At 55.2% G+C, this 19,487-nt stretch carries 18 protein-coding genes; 11 read left to right on the forward strand and 7 right to left on the reverse strand.

The annotated features are described in order from the left end of the window. Positions 1 to 3 precede the first annotated feature (3 nt). The 5 genes from ACTG39_RS01685 to ACTG39_RS01705 are packed head-to-tail and all read right to left on the reverse strand — an operon-like array spanning position 4 to position 7,187. A complete protein-coding gene (locus ACTG39_RS01685; RefSeq protein ID WP_439105782.1) occupies positions 4 to 990 on the reverse strand; it encodes a TauD/TfdA family dioxygenase in 987 nt (328 codons plus the stop codon). Next, positions 983 to 1,957 (reverse strand): aldo/keto reductase, encoded by a 975-nt coding sequence (locus ACTG39_RS01690; RefSeq protein ID WP_439105783.1) that lies wholly within the window; start codon positions 1,955 to 1,957, stop codon positions 983 to 985. Before ACTG39_RS01690 ends, ACTG39_RS01685 begins: the two co-directional genes overlap by 8 nt. A 31-nt stretch (positions 1,958 to 1,988) precedes the next feature. Beyond that, positions 1,989 to 3,224, reverse strand: coding sequence for a Gfo/Idh/MocA family protein (locus tag ACTG39_RS01695; protein ID WP_439105784.1), 1,236 nt, complete (start codon positions 3,222 to 3,224; stop codon positions 1,989 to 1,991). Beyond that, positions 3,221 to 4,936 (reverse strand): solute:sodium symporter family transporter, encoded by a 1,716-nt coding sequence (locus tag ACTG39_RS01700; RefSeq protein WP_439105785.1) that lies wholly within the window; start codon positions 4,934 to 4,936, stop codon positions 3,221 to 3,223. The genes ACTG39_RS01695 and ACTG39_RS01700 overlap by 4 nt, the downstream gene beginning before the upstream one ends. A 25-nt stretch (positions 4,937 to 4,961) precedes the next feature. Continuing rightward, positions 4,962 to 7,187, reverse strand: a complete 2,226-nt coding sequence (locus ACTG39_RS01705; RefSeq protein ID WP_439105786.1) for an acylase — start codon at positions 7,185 to 7,187, stop codon at positions 4,962 to 4,964. Between the two features lie 168 nt (positions 7,188 to 7,355). Between ACTG39_RS01705 and ACTG39_RS01710 the strand changes: the two genes are divergently transcribed. The 11 genes from ACTG39_RS01710 to ACTG39_RS01760 all read left to right on the forward strand — a co-directional run bounded on the left by ACTG39_RS01710 (position 7,356) and on the right by ACTG39_RS01760 (position 17,635). Continuing rightward, positions 7,356 to 9,239 (forward strand): choice-of-anchor I family protein, encoded by a 1,884-nt coding sequence (locus ACTG39_RS01710; RefSeq protein WP_439105787.1) that lies wholly within the window; start codon positions 7,356 to 7,358, stop codon positions 9,237 to 9,239. A 225-nt stretch (positions 9,240 to 9,464) separates the two neighbouring features. Continuing rightward, positions 9,465 to 10,436: an NAD(P)H-dependent flavin oxidoreductase gene (locus tag ACTG39_RS01715; RefSeq protein ID WP_439105788.1), complete on the forward strand. Its 972-nt coding sequence runs from the start codon at positions 9,465 to 9,467 to the stop codon at positions 10,434 to 10,436. Positions 10,437 to 10,497: 61 nt separating this feature from the next. Continuing rightward, positions 10,498 to 11,385: an AEC family transporter gene (locus ACTG39_RS01720; RefSeq protein ID WP_439105789.1), complete on the forward strand. Its 888-nt coding sequence runs from the start codon at positions 10,498 to 10,500 to the stop codon at positions 11,383 to 11,385. Positions 11,386 to 11,453: 68 nt separating this feature from the next. After that, on the forward strand, positions 11,454 to 12,143 hold the full coding sequence (locus ACTG39_RS01725; protein WP_439105790.1) for an SDR family oxidoreductase: 690 nt from the start codon (positions 11,454 to 11,456) through the stop codon (positions 12,141 to 12,143). A gap of 79 nt (positions 12,144 to 12,222) precedes the next feature. Further along, positions 12,223 to 12,624 (forward strand): MAPEG family protein, encoded by a 402-nt coding sequence (locus tag ACTG39_RS01730; RefSeq protein ID WP_439105791.1) that lies wholly within the window; start codon positions 12,223 to 12,225, stop codon positions 12,622 to 12,624. A gap of 16 nt (positions 12,625 to 12,640) precedes the next feature. Beyond that, positions 12,641 to 13,327 (forward strand): TM2 domain-containing protein, encoded by a 687-nt coding sequence (locus ACTG39_RS01735; RefSeq protein WP_439105792.1) that lies wholly within the window; start codon positions 12,641 to 12,643, stop codon positions 13,325 to 13,327. 51 nt (positions 13,328 to 13,378) lie between these two features. After that, entirely contained in the window at positions 13,379 to 13,582 is a 204-nt protein-coding gene (locus ACTG39_RS01740; RefSeq protein ID WP_439105793.1) for a hypothetical protein, read from the forward strand. A gap of 6 nt (positions 13,583 to 13,588) precedes the next feature. Next, a complete protein-coding gene (locus tag ACTG39_RS01745; protein WP_439105794.1) occupies positions 13,589 to 14,275 on the forward strand; it encodes a response regulator transcription factor in 687 nt (228 codons plus the stop codon). Beyond that, the gene (locus ACTG39_RS01750; RefSeq protein ID WP_439105795.1) at positions 14,268 to 15,533 is read left to right on the forward strand and encodes a sensor histidine kinase; all 1,266 of its coding nucleotides are present in this window, start codon (positions 14,268 to 14,270) and stop codon (positions 15,531 to 15,533) included. The genes ACTG39_RS01745 and ACTG39_RS01750 overlap by 8 nt, the downstream gene beginning before the upstream one ends. A 53-nt stretch (positions 15,534 to 15,586) precedes the next feature. Continuing rightward, a complete protein-coding gene (locus tag ACTG39_RS01755; RefSeq protein ID WP_439105796.1) occupies positions 15,587 to 16,654 on the forward strand; it encodes a type 1 glutamine amidotransferase domain-containing protein in 1,068 nt (355 codons plus the stop codon). Between the two features lie 60 nt (positions 16,655 to 16,714). Beyond that, the gene (locus ACTG39_RS01760) at positions 16,715 to 17,635 is read left to right on the forward strand and encodes a M14 family metallopeptidase (protein ID WP_439105797.1); all 921 of its coding nucleotides are present in this window, start codon (positions 16,715 to 16,717) and stop codon (positions 17,633 to 17,635) included. A gap of 4 nt (positions 17,636 to 17,639) precedes the next feature. Here the strand turns inward: ACTG39_RS01760 and ACTG39_RS01765 are convergent, their stop codons facing one another. Further along, positions 17,640 to 17,978, reverse strand: coding sequence for a diacylglycerol kinase (locus tag ACTG39_RS01765; protein WP_439105798.1), 339 nt, complete (start codon positions 17,976 to 17,978; stop codon positions 17,640 to 17,642). Positions 17,979 to 18,095: 117 nt separating this feature from the next. Next, positions 18,096 to 19,487: a phosphotransferase family protein gene (locus ACTG39_RS01770; RefSeq protein ID WP_439105799.1), complete on the reverse strand. Its 1,392-nt coding sequence runs from the start codon at positions 19,485 to 19,487 to the stop codon at positions 18,096 to 18,098.

The following is a 19,487-nucleotide window of genomic DNA, read 5'->3' on the forward strand; positions in this document are numbered from 1 at the left end:
GTATCAGTCGTTACCAATCAATGACGCCAGTATCGAGCGCTTCCCCCCAAAGGGGCGTCGTCCGTGCATCATCATAAAGTTATCCAAAAGCACAACATCACCCTGCTGCCAGGCGAGATCTTCCGTGACCTCTTCAGCTAACTGACTGGTCAGAGCCAGATCCCGGGCATCAATCGCCTCCCCTGTCCCAAACGTGACAGACTTCTCTCCCTTGTTGCGATTGTCGTTCCAGCCCTGATAGGCCGCGATCAACTGATTGAAAAACGCCTGCGAACCGTCGGGCAAATCTCGCAAAGCCGGCAGCACCGGCGTAGTGACCTTAAGATCACCATTGGCCAACCAGGACCAGGCGTAAGCCAATTGATCCAGCTTCTGTTCAGCCTCACCACGATTACTGGTACCCAAGGTGTCTGTCCAGCTTCTGCCCTGTCCTGAAGCAGAGTCAGCGGCGGCCGGCATAACATTGGTGTATCGAAGCCCCTCCTCTTCGCAGCGCTTAACAAACATGGGCTGCTCCTCCCGCATGCGCTCAAGCAGTTTGTCCGAGCGGCAGACTGGGGTTTCTCCGCCCGTATCGGGGGCGAGCTCGCAAAAGAAAAACAACTTGCTCGGGTAGGTTGGTGTTTGCGCCATTTCGTGATGGAGAAAAATCTCCACAGACCGCGGCGCCTCGTTTGCGGTAAACACACGGTCGGTGCGATTAGTGCGAACTGCATTGGACAAGGAGTCAGCGTAGCGAAAATTGGGCCAGCCAAACGCCGCAATAAACGCATCAAAATCTTCTGCCGATTGCAGCGGTAGGTCACGAAATAATAGAGCTCCGTGCTCGGCCAATAAGCCCGAAAGATCGCCGCGTTGCTTTCGGACACGCCCCAGCACGGCGTCAAATCCTTTCCCCGGCACATTTGCCTCAGCATTCCCCCGCAAACAGGGAAAACTCAAAGCACCATCGCCCTCGCTGGGCATTTCATAGCTCCATAGATCAGTCATAGATAGCATGAAACCTGTTGAAGGCCGCTTCGCAAAAGACACCGGGGTCATTAAAGCGTCGATGCCGGTTAAGGCCGGAGATCGCCGACATCTCTGCCTCGGACAACACAAAATCAAAGATCGATCGATTCTCGAGCAAGCGCTCGGGCCGGCTGGTTTTGGGAATGATGGCGGTACCTCTTTGTACTGCCCAGCGCAGAACCACTTGCGCCGGTGTTCTCTCCACTCGCTGTGCCGCTGCGATCACCACAGGCTCCTCCAGTACCGACTCGCTACCCGTGGCCATATCCAACGCAACATATGAGAGCGCGCCCAGCGGCGAAAATGCCGTCACGGGAATGTCGTAGCCGGCGGCCGTGCGCAGCAGCGGCTCTTGAGAGAGGTATGGGTGAGCCTCAATCTGCAGCATCGCCGGCGGCCGCTTTGCGTAAGTCATGAGGTCGTGAATCAGCGCGCTGTTGTAATTGCAGATACCTATTTCTCGCACCAGGCCACGATCCACCAGTGTCTCCATAGCGCCCCAGGTATCACTGAGGGGCACCGCTGCGACTTCCATGCGTGGCTCCGCCGCATTCTCATCGGTTATCCACCCCGGGGGATAACGGTCAGAAAACTCAACAAATGGCTGCGCAATGGGAAAGTGCACCAAGTAGAGATCCAGATACTCCAGACCCAAGTCATCCAAAGAGCGTTGGCACGCCGCCTCTACATGGGCCGGATCATGGTAAGTATTCCATAGTTTGGAAGTGACCCAGAGGTCTTCACGCTTACACAGACCCTCCGCAAGCGCCCGTTTGATTCCTTCGCCCACAGCGGCTTCGTTTGCGTAGTCCGCTGCACTATCGAGATGCCGGTACCCCGCGCGAATCGCCTCAACAACCGCAGCGGCAGTATCCGACTCGTCAATCTTCCAAAGACCAAGCCCTATCAAAGGCATGGTTCCTGATCCTACGGTGATGCTATCCATAGCCGACACTCAACTCTCAATTGAAAAAACTTCACTGCGCGGCTGACAGGGCAGAAACCGACGTGCCGTAACCGCGCAGAAACTGATCTATATCTATCACTACATTCTGACGTACAGAGGCCTGCGCCGCACTGGCGACAATGATTGCCCAAAGCCCCTGCATCACTGTGGCGCTATCAGATCCGCTACCGGCCAACTGATCCAGAAATGCTTCTTGAGCAAAAAAAGTGGCACCGCTGTGCCCGCTTTCTTCGATACGCTTTGGGTAAGTCACATCCTGTGACGCATAAAATGGATGACCGGCCACCTCCACCTGCAGGCGCCCTGCGGAGGGCTCGTCACGCTTAAAGGTGGCATGCTCCAAGGCCACGGCCCTGCCCTTCTCGCCGACGACAACCATCTCCTCATACAGCTCCTGACTGAACATGTTCAAGGTGAAACTCGCACGGACACCATTACTGTAGTTGATGATGACAAAGGCATGATCATCAATGTCCGAGGGACTGCCGGCATATTCAAAGTCCAGAAAATTTACGGCCTGCCCACCGGACGCATACACACTCTGGGGTATTGCATCGGCCATCTGATTGATCAAATCAAAATAGTGACAGCACTTTTCGACCAGCGTGCCACCTGAATACCGGTTGAACTTATTCCACTGCTCAACTTTATCGAGAAACGGGGGGCGATACTCAGACATGCTGATGGTCTTTACCGCACCCACCGCGTTCCGCGTTTTCACTTCGGCGAATACATCCACGTATTGCGCTTTAAAGCGGTACTGCATCCCCAGACGGAACAAACCCTCGTAGTGACTCACCGCCTCAACCATAGCCAGGGCATCTTCCAGTCTCGTCGCCATGGGTTTTTCCACCAACAGTGCTTTACCACTCTGCAGTGCCGTCTGCACCACCTCCCAGTGGGTGTAATTGGGCGTACTGATGATCACTACGTCCACTGTCGGATCGGCAAACAGGTTATTCAGGCTTGGATAGTGATGAATGGATCCGCCGCCCTGCGAGATTATCAGCTCGTCCGCTGCCGCTAAGCTCTCGGCGGATTGATCATAGATTCCCCGCAGCACTGTGCGCCCCATGAGATGAGCAATACCTAGATGCTCCCTCCCCATCATTCCCACACCAACGACGGCCAAGCCCGGACGTTCGTCCAGCGCGCCTCCCTGAGTCGCCGTTCTGTCACTCGTCTCCAGCTGCGCCATTGCGCGGGTCCCCCGCTCCCGGGAGGACTCTTCATAAAAGCGCGTCATAGCTCTCCTCGCGATAGCGCGTACTCACGCCTTGTAAATACAACCCAGATAACAACATTCGCCAATAGGAGCGCAGTCAGGGCGGCCACAAACCCCGGGCCGAAGCCACCCACCAAACCCAATGGCGAAAACAGCAAATAGAGGGCGACTACACAGGACAGCAATGTCAACGCACAGGGAACCGCATAGACCCAGGGCGTCATTTCCACCGGCTCTGGGCGACGAGTCTCGCCAGGGTTTGTCCTGGGGCGATAGGCAGACACCCACAACATAATGCCAACCTCCACAAAGAATAGAATGGCGTAGAGGTGTAAAAAGTGAATCGTGATCAGTTCGTCAAACACGAACTGGCAAAGCCCGTAAGCCACAACGTGAAACACAATCACAATCTTTGCGCCCAGTGCAGGGACCCGCACGGTAAACAAACCTACCAACACGATGGCTATCACCGGAATGTTATAAAACCCCGAAAAAATGCGAATAATCTGCCACAGGCCAACGGGCGCAAACTGCAGCAAAGGCGCAATAGCGAAGGAAAAGACGGCGATCACTACGCTTGCGATCTTCGCCATGCGAACCATTTGTGCGTCGGACAAGGGCTTACTTTTTAGCGGCGCGTAGAGGTCGAGACAAAACAGCGTGGCGGCACTGTTTAGAAGCGAGTTGAAAGAACTAAACACCGCCCCAAGCAGCACTGCCAAAAAGAACCCCATGGCATACATGGGCAGTACATCGCTAATGAGCCGTGGGTAAGCCAGATCGATGGACGCCAAACCCGGCCCGTAGAGGTGATAGGCGATGATGCCGGGCATCATCATAAAAAATGGCACAAGCACCTTGAAGAACCCGGACAAAAGAACGCCCTTTTGACCTGCCGCAAGATTCCTGGCGCCCAGCACCCGCTGAATCACGTACTGATTGGTGCACCAGTAAAACAGGTTCGCCAGAATCATCCCGGTAAACAGTGTCCCAAAGGGAGTGGGGGAATCCCGATCACCAATGGCGTTGAGCTTTTCGGGATACTCAGAGGCCACCGTCTGTACGCCCTGGGCGATACTGCCCTCTCCCAAAGCGGCAAATCCCAGTAGCGGCACCGCGATGCCGACGATAAGCAAACCGATGCCGTTGAGCGTGTCCGATACAACCACTGCCTTAAGACCGCCGAACACGGCATACATCGCACCAATACACCCGATGGAAAAAATCGTAAGTACCAGCGATTGGCCATAGGACATTTGCAGCATGGTGGGTAAATCAAAAAGCTGTAGTACTGCGATCGATCCCGAATAGAGCACGCTTGGGATAGTGACCAGGCCGTAACCGAACATAAACAAGAGCACAGTCATACGTCGAACGCTGTCGTCGTAGCGCTCGTTGAGAAACTGCGGCAAGGTCACAAATGCGCCTGAGAGATACCGGGGAAGAAACACAAAGGCCATGGCAATGGTCGCAACAGCGGCGGTGACTTCCCAGGCCATGCTACTCATGTCAAAGCCGTAGGCGGAACCGTTAAGGCCGATGAGCTGCTCCGCAGAGAGATTGGTCAGTAGCAAGGAGCCAGCGATAAACGATGGCCCAAGGCCTCGCCCCGCAAGGAAGTAACCCTCCTGCGTCGCCACCTCGCCCCGGGTCTTGCGATAGGAAACCCACGCCACCAGCGCCATAAAACAGGTACAGCTAAGGAGTGTGCTGGCGATCTGCTCGGGTGTCATCAGTACTTGGTCAGGCGCTGCTTGCTTAATCTACTGCCTTTTCGGCAGTCTCTCCCGGATGATAGCGACGCACTGCCCGCGCCTCCACGTCCTCTCGATAAAAAGCCACGTCCTTAAAATCACGGTCCACATAAGACTGTGCCTGATCGTAAAAATGCGGCGAATCAGGATCACCGCTCTGACCGCCCGCAAGCATACTTTTAGCGCGGACTTTATCCCCGAACTCCACCACCGCCACAAAGCTGTTACCGGACACTCCGTAGAGCCGTTTTGTATTTCGGCGCACCGCTCGATACGAAGCGAGGGCGCCCCAGTCCCCAGAGGCAAAGCCCACGGGCAGACTCGGCTGCTCATCATCAAAGGCAAGGTTCATATCACCCGACAGCCGCTGGAACCGATTGATGTCACCCCAAGGGGTCTCCCATCGACCAAAGTCCGTCTTCAGACGACGCACTGCCGTCGCGAAGACCGCGAGACGCTCCTGATAGGACGACTCGGTGGCAAAGTAATTGATCAACGCCATACGCCTGAGACCGTCGGGATTGTCACCATCGGCTCGAAACTGCATGCCATAAAAATAGGCCAGAGACATAGCTACCGAATCTGCACTCACGCGCAGATCCCAGTCTCGCAACACATCAATCGCCGCCGCCAATTCGGAATAGTCCTCTCCCTCGGCGTCAAAGGCAGCAACAAGACCGGGAATCAGCTCTTCAAAACCCGGTAGATAACTGTCGTAAGCAATCTCCAGGAGTCCGTCCAGCGTAAGATCGGAAACATCCTTCAATACCCTCTGAGCATGTATGCCGCGAAAGTTCTCTGCATCAGGCGCCATATACACCGGATAGTCCTCCTGAGCAGGACTGTATTCCCCCGCCGCCGTAAAGGGTGTGGAGTTGCAGTTTTGCAGCCATCCGTTAGCGGGATTGGTCAGCGTCACAATCTCATCCACCGTATGCAGGCCAAGCCAGTCAGTGGCGGGATTACTCCCATCGACGGGCTTTGAGAAATCAAAACGGGGATCGCGTCGGGGAACAAAATTGCCGTGGTAGTAGGCGATGTTTCCTGAGGAATCTGCATAAACCGTGTTGTTTGAAGAGTTGGTACGCAGGTCCATCATGTCATTGAAGCCTTCGAGATCGGCCTTCTTACTGCGCACATAGGACTGTTCCAGCGCAGTAACCGGATCCCAGTTGATGCGCGTTGCGACCCACTTTCCGTCGAGCATATGGGTAATGGGGCCATGATGGGTTCGATAAAGAGGAAAACTGCGCTCGCCCATCGCGTCACCATCTTTGTAGCGAAGGGTCACTTGTGAGACTTCGACAGGTCGCAACTCTTCTCCGTAGCGATACATCAAGCTGCCATCTGCGCCCTCAACGATCTCTTCGACAAACTCGTCCATAAAATCGACGCCGGTAGACGTGTGCATCCAACCGGTGTTTTCGTTGAACCCCTGGTAAACAAAAAATTGTCCCCAGGTTACGGCGCCATAAGCGTTGAGCCCCTCTTCGCTCACCACATGTACTTCACCCCGAAAATATAACGATGTATGGGGATTGATGAGCAGCATCGCGTTGCCAGAACGGGTTCGCTCGCCGGCTATAGCAAAACCATTGGATCCCAGATGTTGCTCGTAGCCCAGCTTAGGATCTCTAGCGCTCTCCATCGCCGCCAAGTCAACGGACCGGCCCTCGCCGTAAAAAGCCCGAATACCGTCCAAGGGAATCTGTTCGATATCGCCGCCAATCGATCCCTCAAAAAAGAACATTGGCATCCAGGGTTCAAAGCGCGTCAGCACCTTGGGCGTCACGTCGGGATGAGTCGCTAAATAATAGTTAAGTCCGTCGGCAAAGGCATTGCATAACTGCTGAAGCCACGGCGGCGCCTGAGCGTAAGCCTCCTTTGCTTCGTCGGTGGACATGTATAAGCGTGCACGAAGATCACTAAAAAGCGCGGACTCTCCCTCGGCCTCCGCGAGTCGCCCGATGGCCCAGTAGTAGTTGCGCTCCACGCGGGGGAAGTCATCCTCTGCCTGAGCGTACAAAAGTCCAAACACCGCATCGGCGTCGGTTTTTGCGTAAATATGTGGAACGCCAAAGTCATCTCGAATGATTTCAACTGCTTTGGCGCGCTCGCTAAGCCGCGCGAACTCCGGGTCCACAGTGGTCCCGTTATCTGGAGTGCAGGCGGTAGCGAACACCACCAGGCACAGAGCAATGGAGCATCTAAGCGCTGCAGAAATCTTCATAGACTTACTCATTATTCAGCCGAATCTAAAGAACGCCACGTTATCACCGAAGCGTCACAAAAACGTCATCGTTTGGAAGCATTAGCTTCATCAATCTGTCATGCAACTGCCACACGCTTACCCTCTTAAATCCTGCCCGAGACGGGTCGCATTGAAGGGAGTCAACGCATGTCATACAAACGCTTTCTATTAAGTTTAGCTCTTATAGGACCATTAACACTCGCCGGCTGTGAGGGCGACGATGGTGACGACGGCGCCGATGGTGCTGTCGGCGCCCAGGGCCCCGCAGGACCCGCCGGCCCTCAGGGACCCGCAGGCGATCCCGGCACCAATGGCTCCGGCGGCTCCGCGAGCACCATCGCGCTCAGCCTTTTGGGTCGTTATGAGACCGGGGAGTTCGACGAATCTGCTGCGGAGATCGTTGATTATGATCCCGCCACTGAGCAAGCGTTTGTGGTCAATGCTAACTCCGGACAGATTGATGTAATCGACATTAGCTCGCCCTCAACGCCTAGCCTTGCTACCTCTCTGGACGTAGCTGCAGATGTTGCCGGCGCCATTGCAGATCTGGCCGATGCTTCAGCATTAGGAGCTGCAAACAGTGTGGCTGTCTCGGGCGGTGCACTCGCGGTTGCGATAGAAGCAGATACTAAGCAGGACAATGGTTACATTGCTTTCTACCAAACGGACGGTACCTTCCTGTCAGCGGTAGAGGTTGGCGCACTCCCGGATATGGTGACTTTTACCCCCGATGGCAATAGCGTGCTGGTAGCCAACGAAGGCGAGCCCAACGGCGACTACAGTGTCGACCCCGAAGGTAGCGTCAGCCTTATCGATGTGTCTGGCGGCGTATCCAGCGTCATGCAGGCAAACGTCACGATGCTGGACTTCACCGCGTTCAACAGCGGCGGCACAAAGTCTCTGGGTAGCGGTGTGAGAGTTTCAGCAAAAGCCGGGAGCGTCGCGCAAGATCTTGAGCCGGAGTACGTCACCGTATCCTCCGACAGCAGCACTGCCTGGGTTGCCCTGCAGGAGAACAACGCCGTGGCGGTTGTTGATATCGCTGGCGCCGAGATTTCGGCGGTGCTGGGGTTGGGCTACAAAGATCACGGCCTCATCGGTAACGAGTTGGATGCGAGCAACCGGGATGGCGGTGCCAATCTTCAGAGCTGGCCTCTGCGCGGTCTGTTCATGCCTGACACGATCACCAGCTATGACTACGCCGGAACCACCTATCTGGTAACTGCCAACGAAGGCGACGCGCGAGAATATCTCACGGATGCGAGCGATGAAGCGGACTGCACGGCGCAGGGCGGCTTTGATTTTGACGATGGTGATTGCTTTCACTACCTCGACGAAATCCGTGCGGGAGACTTTCTGGATGTCGGTGCCACCGTTGACCTTGCCAACCTCAGCCGCTTTGCGCCGGACGTAGAGACGCTGCTGGAGAATGAAAACCTTGGCCGTATCAAGATCGTTGTTGACCAGGGCGTAAGTGGCTGCAGCGACTTGGCGACGACCGGGCAACCCGATGCCGGCTGTACCTATGAAGCGCTTTACAGCTACGGAGCACGCTCTTTCTCAATCTGGGACGGCAGCACCGGTGCCCTGGTGTTCGATAGCGGCAGTGACTTCGAATTGATCACCGCCCAACGGCTCGGCGAAGGTTTCAATGCCACCAATGACGAAAACGAAGGCGATAACCGCTCCGATGACAAGGGACCTGAGCCCGAAGCTGTCGCCGTGGCCGCCATCGGTGGAAACACCTATGCCTTCATAGGCCTGGAGCGCGTAGGCGGCATTATGGTCTACGACATCAGCAACCCACAGTCAGCAGAGTTTGTGCAGTACATCAATACGCGAGACTTTTCTGTCGACATCGAGGCTCTCGTCGATGCCGGTGACTTCTCGGCGGCAGGCGACCTCGGACCCGAGTCCATCAAGTTTGTCGCGGCGGCCGATAGCCCCAGCGGCGAGCCGCTACTGATCGTCGGTAACGAGGTAAGTGGCACTACGGCAATCTTTGGCGTGACGCTGGTCGAGAGTAACTAACACTCGCAGGCTTTAAGGCTGAAGCCCCGTCTACGTGTGTAGGCGGGGCTTTTTTTGTCTCGGAGTACGTCTAAGCCAAGATCCGCTCCATCCCCGGTTTACGCGAGCTCCTCGCCGTGTCTGCATTAAGGTATGGAACTACCGATTGCATAAGCCTCGCGGATAAATCAGCATAGCGCCCCTCTTAATCAGCCAACAATAACTTGAGCCCGAGGTAACCTGTCCATGAAAACACGCATTACCGAAATGTTTGGTATTGAACATCCGATTATTCAGGGTGGCATGCATTACGTAGGCTTCGCTGAACTGGCGGCTGCGGTGTCGAATGCCGGCGGCCTGGGAATCATCACCGCGCTCACGCAAAAGACGCCCGAGGATCTGGCCAAGGAAATCGCCCGCTGTAAATCGCTTACCGACAAGCCCTTTGGCGTAAACGTGACTTTTCTTCCGGTGGTTAATGCCCCGGATTACCCGGGCATCATCAAGGTGATCATCGAGGGAGGTGTCAAGGTCGTCGAAACGGCAGGGAACAATCCCGTGGAGTATTTGCCCGCCCTCAAAGAGGCTGGCATCAAGGTAATCCATAAGTGCACCGCCGTGCGTCACGCTCTTAAAGCACAAAAAATTGGCTGCGATGCAGTGTCTGTTGATGGTTTTGAATGCGGTGGCCACCCGGGCGAAGACGATATTCCTAACATGATCCTTCTACCGCGTGCCGATGATGAACTGGAAATCCCCTTTGTGTCCTCTGGCGGCATGGCTGACGCGCGGTCACTGGTGGCATCTTTGGCGATGGGCGCCGAGGGCATGAACATGGGAACGCGATTTCTGGCGACCAAAGAGGCGCCGGTTCACGACAACGTCAAGCAGGCAATCCTGCAAGCTACTGAGCTGGATACACGCCTGGTGATGCGCCCTCTCCGCAATACCGAGCGCGTCCTGAACAATCCTGCGGTGGAAAAAATTCTCTCTACGGAAAAAGCCCGAGGCAAGGATCTGGAATTTGGAGACATTGCTAACGAGGTTGCCGGTGTCTACCCCCGCGTCATGCTCGATGGCGACGTTGACTGCGGTGCCTGGTCTTGCGGAATGGTTGCAGGTCTCATCAACGACATTCCGACCTGCGAAGAACTTATCAGCCGCATCATGAGCAATGCCGAAGATATGGTTCGCCAACGTCTCAGTGGCATGCTGTAAGCGCTCTATTCTTTTCAATGCCTGAGCCAACGTTAACTTAGACGTGGACACAAACCCCTCGATGTTTGACGTTGCCATGTTTGCCCGCATAGCGGGCATTCTGTTTCCCATCGTCGCGATCGTAGTCGCAGGATTTTGGTACGGCCGAAAGCACAACCCCGAGATGTCGGTGGCCAATCGCCTCAACATGGATGTGTTTGTGCCGGCCTTGATTCTCGGGGCGATGATGAGCAAAAGCTTTGACCCCTCGCGCTACGCGGGTCTGGCGGCCGGAGCTGCGCTCATCGTTTTGTGCAGCGGACTCCTAGCTCGTCCCCTCGCCAAGGCGCTGGGAGTGGACTGGCGAACCTTCGTCCCGCCCATGATGTTTAACAATTCCGCAAATATAGGTATTCCGCTGGCGGTGCTGGCCTGGGGTGATGACGCCTTAGCTGCTGCTGTGATTCTCTACAGCGTCTCCAACGTTCTGCACTTCTCCGTGGGGCTGCACATGCTCGATCGAGATGCACAGATTAAAACCCTGTGGCGAAACCCCACTCTTTTAGCGGTGTTTGCTGGTTTGGGTATCTCCCTCCTGCAGATCCCCATTTGGCCGCCGCTGGTTGATGCCCTGCAACTCATGGGCAATGTCGCTGTCCCTCTCTTACTCTTTGCTCTGGGCGTGCGTATGCGCGAGGTTCGCTTCGATGCCCTTAGCGCTCCGCTTGTGGGCGCATTTCTCAAACCTATTTTTGGCATGCTCCTGGCCTGGGGGTTTTCCCGCATGCTCGGACTCAACGAACGCGACACTGCAATGCTCATCGTATTTGGTGCTCTACCCCCGGCGGTGATGAACTTCTTGTTTGCAGAGCGCTACGCGCAAGATCCTCAGCGGGTTGCAGCTATCGTGCTCATCGGCAATCTGGCGTCACTACTGATTCTGCCTATCGCGCTGGGTATGGTCTTGTAAGCGAGCTCTTGACCTGACAGGGCAAGTACTGGAGGGTGCGTCTTCATCTTTATGCACGGGAGGTTCTTATGGCTACTGTTCTCATTACCGGCGTAAATCGCGGTCTCGGACTGGAATTCATTCGTCAATATGCCGAGGCAGGCTGGACGGTGATTGGTACCTATCGAGATCCGGACACAGCAAAAGAGGCCAAAGCGCTGGAAACCGCTAACGCCAACATAACGCTGTATAGACTGGATGTTAGCGACGCCGAAGCCATAGCAGCCCTGGCTGACACACTCCAGGGGATCGCCATAGACGTCCTGATCTTAAATGCAGGCGTCATGGCGGAGCGAACGGGACTGGGAACCTTCAATGCGGAAGACTTCCAGCGCGTCATGAATATCAACGTAGTGGCTCCCGCGTTACTTATTCAAGCTTTTGCCGAGCATGTGGCCGCCAGCGAACGTAAGATCATTGTGGGTATGGGCAGCACGCTGGGCAGCATTGGCGGCAACACCAGCGGCGGCTTGTATAGCTACCGCAGCTCAAAAGCGGGACTCCACGCGATCATGCGCACCACAAGCGTCGACCTCAAAGACAAAGACGTCATCGCTATCGCCATGCACCCGGGCTGGGTTGTTACGGACATGGGAGGGGACGGCGCCGATATTCAAACCGAAGAATCCATAGCAGGAATGATCTCCGTGATCGACAATTTGACATCCAAGGACAGCGGAAGACTGCTCACCTACGCTGGCAAAGAATTGCCCTGGTAGAGGGTTCTGGGTCACCATTAAGCAGCGCTACCGCCTGCAACAACGTTCGCTCAATCAAATAACACTATGGAGAAGCCGCATGACACCTTTACTCAGTATCGTAGTGCACATGACCCTACTCACCTTCCTCGCCATTATGCTTGGCGCCTTCTTACGAAATCGTGAATGGACACCCGAAGGGCTCAAAGCAGGTTTAAGCAATCGCGATGATCTACCCGAAGCCACTCCCTTGGGAGGACGCGCGGAGCGAGCGGCGAGGAACACCATTGAAGCGCTGATTTTGTTTGTTCCCCTTGCATTGACTGCTCAGGCAGCCGGCAGTGCCGAAGCGGTCCTGGGTGGCGCAACGATTTTCTTCTGGGCGCGGGTTGCCTACCTGCCCATTTATCTTGTCGGTATACCCTATCTGCGCAGTTTGGTGTGGGGCGTAGGCGTTGCCGGATTGGTCATGATGGTACTGCCCCTTCTGTCTCAGCTTTAAACCGTTTTAGCAAAGAGTGGAGACACAAAGCCCGCGTCGGGATGCCGATTTCTCCCGCGCGGTACTCGAAGACCTCTATTGTTACCCGCTAAAGCGTCCGCAAGTTGCCTGGGTTTTCTGGGCTCTCACCGGCCTGGTGGGTGGCCATCGCTTTTATTTGGATAGACCGGCAACGGCTCTGGCAATGGCATTCACTGTGGGCGGCGGGCTCTTGTGGTGGCTCTTTGACGCTTTCTACATGCACAAGATGCTGCGCTCATTTAATGAGGATCAGTCCACGCGAAAACAAGCAGGGCAACCCCCGAGAGCGCTGTCGTTCATGCCGCCAAGTCGCGGCATGGTTCTCCCGCCACAGCCTACCTGGATAAACAAGCACCAAGGGCGTTCACGACTCTACGGTGATGTTGTGGTTTTATTCCTGGCCGGTATCAGCGTCGGCGCCGTGTCATCGGCTTCGGGTAACTTTGAAACGATTATCGCCATAGTGGCCCTGAGTGCGATTACGCTTCTGGGTGCTCGCTGGAATGCTTTGGCGACTCTTCCTGTGCTGCGAAACTTTGATCGCTGGAGCCACCGGCTTCGACTCTATTACTACGTTAACGATCTCGGAGGGCCGCTCACGCTCTTTTTTCGGCCTTTGTTGGGACTGCTCACAGCGCCGTTTCGCAAACGCGCCCGCGCCGAAGCCTGGCTCTATTTATAGATTGGTCTGTGGTTCACCATCATTTTTACCGGTTTGGATTTACTTGAGGCAGTGGAGCTCAGCTCTCAAGGCATCAGCGTGCATCCCATAGACTTCCTGGAGGACGTCGCGATCACCCTGATATCTGTCTACGCCTTCGCGACACCCATCGGTGCAATTTTAACCACGCATGTACTCCTGGAGCGGCGCGACCTAGTAGTCTGGGTACTCACCTGTATCACCCTCGCCGCCATCAATCTGGGGGCCACGGTCTAAGCTCCCATGAAAACACTCTCTGTTCTATTGGTAGAAGATCATCTTCCCATTGCCCGGCAGGTCACGGACTTTTTGGAAGGGCATGGCTGGCAGGTAGATCACGCCAGCACTGGCAAGCATGCGCTGATGCTGGCTTTGGAACACTGCTATGACGTGGTGCTTCTCGATCTTAACTTGCCCGACATAGATGGCACCGTCGTCTGTGAGCGCATCAAAAGTAGCGCAGAGACCAACGTGCCCATTCTTATGCTCACCGCGCGAGACAGTTTTGAAGAGAAGGCCGATGGCTTTGGTCGAGGGGCAGACGACTATCTCACTAAACCCTTTGATCTTCGCGAACTCGTGCTGCGCTGCCAGGCGCTGGCCAAGAGAAATGAACTTCACCAGAGCAAAGTGCTTGAATTAGGTGAGCTGCGCATCGACATCACACAAAAGTTGGCGTGGCGACAAACGCAGGCCCTGACACTAACCACCATCGGATTCAGAATATTGGTACAGCTGGCGCAAGCCTATCCAAACCCTGTGGCTCGGTCAGTGCTCCTACATCAAATCTGGGGAGATACGCCCCCGGACAGCGACGCCCTCAAGTCGCATATATACAGTTTACGCAGCGAGCTGGACAAACCCTTTGAGGCACCCATGCTCAAAACGATTACCAACGTGGGATACAAACTGGACCTCGCTAATGTCTAAGAATCCCAGTATCGAGCGCCAGGTCACACGATCCTTCGTCGGATTGACCTTGGGACTCACCGTCGTTTACCTCGGACTGCTTCTCCTCTTTGCCTACATCACTGAAGACGAAATCATCGATAGGCTTCTCGGCGCAGAAGTGACTTATCTCCAGGAGCGCTACGCGAAGTCACAGCAGTGGCCTACACCACGACTGGATTACATGGTCCTGTATCGCAGTCTTGAAGAGGCCCCCACTCCTGTGCGAGAGCAACTACGAGACAATCCGCAGAGTCAGGAAATCTTCACTCCCGACGATAGTCACTACCACGTGCGATTCGTCTTCCTTAGCGAAGAGTTGGAGGCGCTTCTGGTTGCCGAAGTTTCACCATTACTCGCCGTCAGTAACTTTTCCCGAGGGCTGTTCACGTTTCTGGGGGCGCTCACCATCATTACCCTTGCCCTCTCTTTATGGCTGGCCTATCGCATCGCGAAGAGAACAACCCGGCCAATCATGCGCCTCAGTGAAGAAGTCGCGCTTATGCACAGCGACCAATCGGACCAGACGCGCAGTGTAGCTGGGCAAAGACTCAGCGCGGCGGGTCAGAACGATGAAATCGGCTATCTCGCCGACACCATACAGAATAGCTTTCAACAGCTCAGCGATGCCCTGGATCGGGAGACGCACTTTACCCGGGACGTCAGCCACGAACTCCGTACGCCACTCACAGTCATTAAGAACATGCTGACGGTCATGGAAGATCGACAGCCGAGCGCTGAGGATGCGAGACAGCTTCGCCATGCGGTGGAGCACATGCAGAGCACGGTCTCTGTCCTGCTTGCGCTCGCCAGAGAAGAGTCATTGACGCTACAGTCACTGCGCCTCCGCCCCCTCGTAGAAGAAGTCATATTGAGCCAGCACCGGGCACTCGAAAACGCGACTTTTTCGATCGACCTGTCGATTGCTGATGACTACGAACTACAAGGCAACCCTCAGCTACTCACGCTACTCATTGGCAACCTCATAGAGAACGCCTTGCGCTACGCCAGCGAGCCCCGCATGAGTATTGCGGTGAGTCACAGTAAGCTGGTGTTCAGCAACCCTATTTGCATCGAGGCTGTCGACGACCCCATGCTCCCTCGTAATAGACAAACTGATAGCCCCGGACTGGGGCAGGGTCTTTTTCTGGTTAAACGTATCGCTGCCCGGCTCAACTGGAAGGTTACGACCGACACTGATGCCGAAGCCTTTACAGTTAGTCTGGAAATTTCACCTTGATTTGACCTGCGATCTCTTAGCCTTCACCTATCAAATTGGAGAGGCAAGACATCATGATTAAGAAAATACTGTTAGGCGCGGCGCTGAGCATCGTATGCGTCTTTGCCGCAGGAGCGTGGGTAATAAGCTTACTGCTGCCTGATCAGGCTACAGATCCAAGCGCCACGACACCCGGCGATCTGGCTTATCTTGAACGCGGTATTACTCAATCGAGAGGCAAGATACTCGCAGTGGTCACAAGCACCGACGTCATGGGTGACTCGGGAAAAACCACGGGCTATGAGCTCACAGAACTCTCCCGGGCCTATTATGTGTTTAGTGCTAACGGCTTCACCGTGGATATCGCCAGCCCCCAAGGCGGCGAGCCACCGGTGGTCATCGATGACGAGGACATGGGAGAGTTTGATTTCGCATTCCTCAACGATCCTGTCGCCGCTGCAAAAGTCCGTCATAGCCTACCCATCGCAGAGGTAAACCCCGAAGAGTACGCAGCGGTTTACTTTGTGGGCGGCAAGGGTGCTATGTGGGACTTTCCCGAAAGCCAGCCCATACAGAACATCGTCAGGGAGCTTCACGACGATGGAAAAGTGATCGCCGCGGTTTGTCACGGCCCTGCAGCCCTGGTCAACGTCAAACTGGGTAACGGAGAATATCTACTGAAAGACAAAAAGGTCAGCGGCTTTACCAACGAAGAAGAGCTGTTCCTCATAGCCGACGCCAGGTCTATCTTCCCCTTTCTGCTGGAAGACGGCATGCGCGAGCACGGTGCAACAGTGGAAACCGGCCCTGCCTATCTTGAGCAGATCAGTCGAGATGGCACACTGCTCACGGGACAAAACCCCTGGTCGGTGTGGGCGCTTGCTGAAGCCACAATAGAAGAGCTCGGCTATCAACCGATTCCGCGGAAAAAAACCGGCGACGAGTACAGCACGCAAATTCTCGGCACTTTTGAGCAGGATGGCTATCGAAAGGCACGGGCACAAACGGCGTTTATATTGGACAACTCCGATGCCGTGATTAATCACAGCCTCATCGCCATGCACGCAATCATTGCAGCCATGAAAATGGAAGTCGGCAGAACGCTACAGCTTCTCAGCATTGCTGCAGGCGCCAAAGCGTAGACATCGCTGATCCATGAGGTATGGTGCGGCGATAGAGCAATGAGAGATTTAGAGATGAGCATGTCTGATCATTATTTTGTTGGCGAAGCTGGTGTGCCCTGGGGCGCCTCGGAAAAGTCCGCATGGCTCGCAGCGCAAACGCAGAAGCGCTCCTATGCAGAGCTCGTTGAGCAACGGATCCATTCTCTGGAGACGCGTTTTAATCTCGAGCAGTACGGAGTGCTGTCTTCCGCAGACAATAATTATCCACTCTACGCCCTCACATCCAGGAACTGGAACAGCGAGCTCCCCAACGTGCTGGTAACAGGTGGCGTCCACGGCTATGAGACCAGCGGCGTGCTCGGGGCTTTGCGTTTTTTGGAGAGCGAGGCCGAGCACTATGCTGAGGCATTTAACTTTTTGGTGATGCCCTGTATCAGTCCCTGGGCCTTCGAAACGATTAACCGTTGGAACCCCGAGGCCATCGACCCTAACAGATCGTTCATAGCAGATAGCCCGGCGCAGGAGTCTTCTGAGGTTATGGGCTACTTAGACCGACAAGGACTGTCCTTTCTGGCTCACTTTGATCTTCACGAAACCACGGATACCGACAATACAGAGTTTCGACCTGCCCTCGCTGCTCGGGATGCCAAACCACAAGATCACTGGGACATCCCCGATGGATTTTATGGCGTTGCCGACAGCTCGCGTCCGAGTCCAGATTTTCAAAAAGCCATCATTGAATCCGTAGCAGAAGTCACTCATATCGCTCCGTCTATCGACGGAAAAATCATTGGAGTAACGCTGCAACAGGAAGGGGTTATCTGCTACGACGGAATAGGTCTGGGACTGTGCATGGGCGTTACTGATGCGCCCTACGTGACAACTACCGAGGTCTACCCCGACAGCTCTCTGGTCACGGATGACGACTGTATTGCCGCGCAGGTGGCGGCGGTCAAAGGAGGACTTAACTACCTCATCAATAGCAAAGTAGTCGCCTAGGCAATTACCCCAGAAACCGACGAATAAGCGCTTCGCCGTAAACCAGAGTCACGAAACTCAGAGACACAAACACCGCGGCAGAACCCAAATCCTTGGCCCTGCCGATAAGCGGATTGTTCTCAAGGGTGACCGCGTCAGCAACAGCCTCAATTGCCGAATTCATAAGCTCGGTGAGCAACATCAGCATCAGACTAAACACCATGAGCAGCAAGTGATCGGTCGACGCCGATAAAAAGTACGCCGCAGGCAACAGCAGCGCCGCCAGTAGTAGCTCCTGACGAAACGCCGACTCGTGAATAAACGCACTGCGAAAGCCATGATAAGAACACGACGCCGCGTTCAAGATACGTGTAAAACCTGTGCCGTTTGGCTTATTGATCTCTATAACTCCACTAGCATGTTTTAAAAAAGCTTTGACTCAGAGCGCTAGCCACATCGAACTAACTGCATCTCGTCGACATTATCCCAGAGCCGGATAATGCGGCTGATCAATAGCTAACTGCCCTGCTACTGTCTGCCGCAGGTGCGTCGCCAGTCCGGGACTATCGAGGGGCAGACCCTCTCTGAGACGACTAACAAGCTCCCAGCGAAGCTTATCAAGCTCATCCTCCTGTCCCAGGAGCGTTTGCAAACGTTGTTGCTCCCGCTGCGCCAGAGCACTCCCATGCTGAAACTCTCGCTGCGCAATCCCCAAGGAGTTAGCTGCGACTTTGGCCAGAAAAGCACTACGCCCCTCCAACTGCGCTGCTACATCGTCCTTTAAAAACGCCGCCACGCCCGTCAATAACTCTGCGGGCATAGGCAATTGAGTGCCATCTGTGTCCGCTGTGCTCATATCGGGCAAATCGAAGTCGCCGGGGATCAAAAGATTTACGCAATCCATCTGCGCTTCGGAGGAGCGTCTGCCAATGACCGGGCGTTCCAGACTGGGTGTCTCGCCCGTGCGCCAGGCATTGGCCATTTGTAGAGTCGCCATGGCCCACCAAAAGGATCCAAATACTTGCCAGTACTTGATCTCGTCGAGAGAAACGTCGAGGCCACTGGTCTCGCGGTAGCCCTCCCGTAAATCCTCCAGCGTACCGAATCCCCCTACGGGTAGAGCGTCGTTCCCAAAACGCCAGGAGTTAACACAAAGCCAACCCATGTCCCGCACTGGATCGCCAATCTGGGCCAGTTCCCAATCCAGCACCGCATTCACTCCCTCAGGGTTCACCATCAGGTTGCCGTTGCGGAAATCGCCATGAACAAGCGTGGTTCGCCACTCTTGGGGGGCATGATCCAAAAGCCATCGATAGCAATAATCGATCATAGGCACCGGTACTTGCAGATCCCGGTAGATCTGCCAGGTTTCCTTCACCAAATCTGTGGGGCTTACTCTCGGGAGCTCTTTAGCTAAGGTCGTGGATTCCCAGTCCAGAGCGTGTATTCGCCCGAGAATCTGGCCGCATTCTCTCGCCAGGCGTGGCCGCACCGCTTCAAGGTCCTTGGATCGGACAATACGCTGACCCAGTGTTTCTCCGCTCAGCCAGTCCATGACAAAACCACTGCCGAGTTCGTCTTCCAGCTGCAGAACGTAGTGAACCTTGGGACCCGGAATACCCCCCGCCGTTGCCAATTGGAAGAGACGCGCCTCGGTGTCGAGGCTGATACTGCCTACGGCGGACTCCGTGTCCAGCGCGGGAGGCGATCGTCGCAAAGCAAACCTTCGCTCCCCTGAGGCGCCATCTACGGTCAATCGATAAGTTTCCTGACTGGCTCCCGCAGTGAGTTGATCACAGGAAATCAGACGCTCGCATTCGGGAAGCTCCCGCTTAAGCACGATCTCCAGTGCGCTTTCAAAACTGTCGCACAT

Source organism: Congregibacter sp. (genome assembly GCF_965662665.1).
Taxonomy (GTDB): domain Bacteria; phylum Pseudomonadota; class Gammaproteobacteria; order Pseudomonadales; family Halieaceae; genus Congregibacter.

What these genes read in the sequence shown, in the direction of transcription:
- ACTG39_RS01685 (WP_439105782.1), bottom strand. Translation starts at nt 990, where the DNA reads ATGACTGATCTATGGAGCTATGAAATGCCCAGCGAGGGCGATGGTGCT.
- ACTG39_RS01690 (WP_439105783.1), bottom strand. Translation starts at nt 1,957, where the DNA reads ATGGATAGCATCACCGTAGGATCAGGAACCATGCCTTTGATAGGGCTT.
- ACTG39_RS01695 (WP_439105784.1), bottom strand. Translation starts at nt 3,224, where the DNA reads ATGACGCGCTTTTATGAAGAGTCCTCCCGGGAGCGGGGGACCCGCGCA.
- ACTG39_RS01700 (WP_439105785.1), bottom strand. Translation starts at nt 4,936, where the DNA reads ATGACACCCGAGCAGATCGCCAGCACACTCCTTAGCTGTACCTGTTTT.
- ACTG39_RS01705 (WP_439105786.1), bottom strand. Translation starts at nt 7,187, where the DNA reads ATGAAGATTTCTGCAGCGCTTAGATGCTCCATTGCTCTGTGCCTGGTG.
- ACTG39_RS01710 (WP_439105787.1), top strand. Translation starts at nt 7,356, where the DNA reads ATGTCATACAAACGCTTTCTATTAAGTTTAGCTCTTATAGGACCATTA.
- ACTG39_RS01715 (WP_439105788.1), top strand. Translation starts at nt 9,465, where the DNA reads ATGAAAACACGCATTACCGAAATGTTTGGTATTGAACATCCGATTATT.
- ACTG39_RS01720 (WP_439105789.1), top strand. Translation starts at nt 10,498, where the DNA reads ATGTTTGACGTTGCCATGTTTGCCCGCATAGCGGGCATTCTGTTTCCC.
- ACTG39_RS01725 (WP_439105790.1), top strand. Translation starts at nt 11,454, where the DNA reads ATGGCTACTGTTCTCATTACCGGCGTAAATCGCGGTCTCGGACTGGAA.
- ACTG39_RS01730 (WP_439105791.1), top strand. Translation starts at nt 12,223, where the DNA reads ATGACACCTTTACTCAGTATCGTAGTGCACATGACCCTACTCACCTTC.
- ACTG39_RS01745 (WP_439105794.1), top strand. Translation starts at nt 13,589, where the DNA reads ATGAAAACACTCTCTGTTCTATTGGTAGAAGATCATCTTCCCATTGCC.
- ACTG39_RS01750 (WP_439105795.1), top strand. Translation starts at nt 14,268, where the DNA reads ATGTCTAAGAATCCCAGTATCGAGCGCCAGGTCACACGATCCTTCGTC.
- ACTG39_RS01755 (WP_439105796.1), top strand. Translation starts at nt 15,587, where the DNA reads ATGATTAAGAAAATACTGTTAGGCGCGGCGCTGAGCATCGTATGCGTC.
- ACTG39_RS01760 (WP_439105797.1), top strand. Translation starts at nt 16,715, where the DNA reads ATGTCTGATCATTATTTTGTTGGCGAAGCTGGTGTGCCCTGGGGCGCC.
- ACTG39_RS01770 (WP_439105799.1), bottom strand. Translation starts at nt 19,487, where the DNA reads ATGTGCGACAGTTTTGAAAGCGCACTGGAGATCGTGCTTAAGCGGGAG.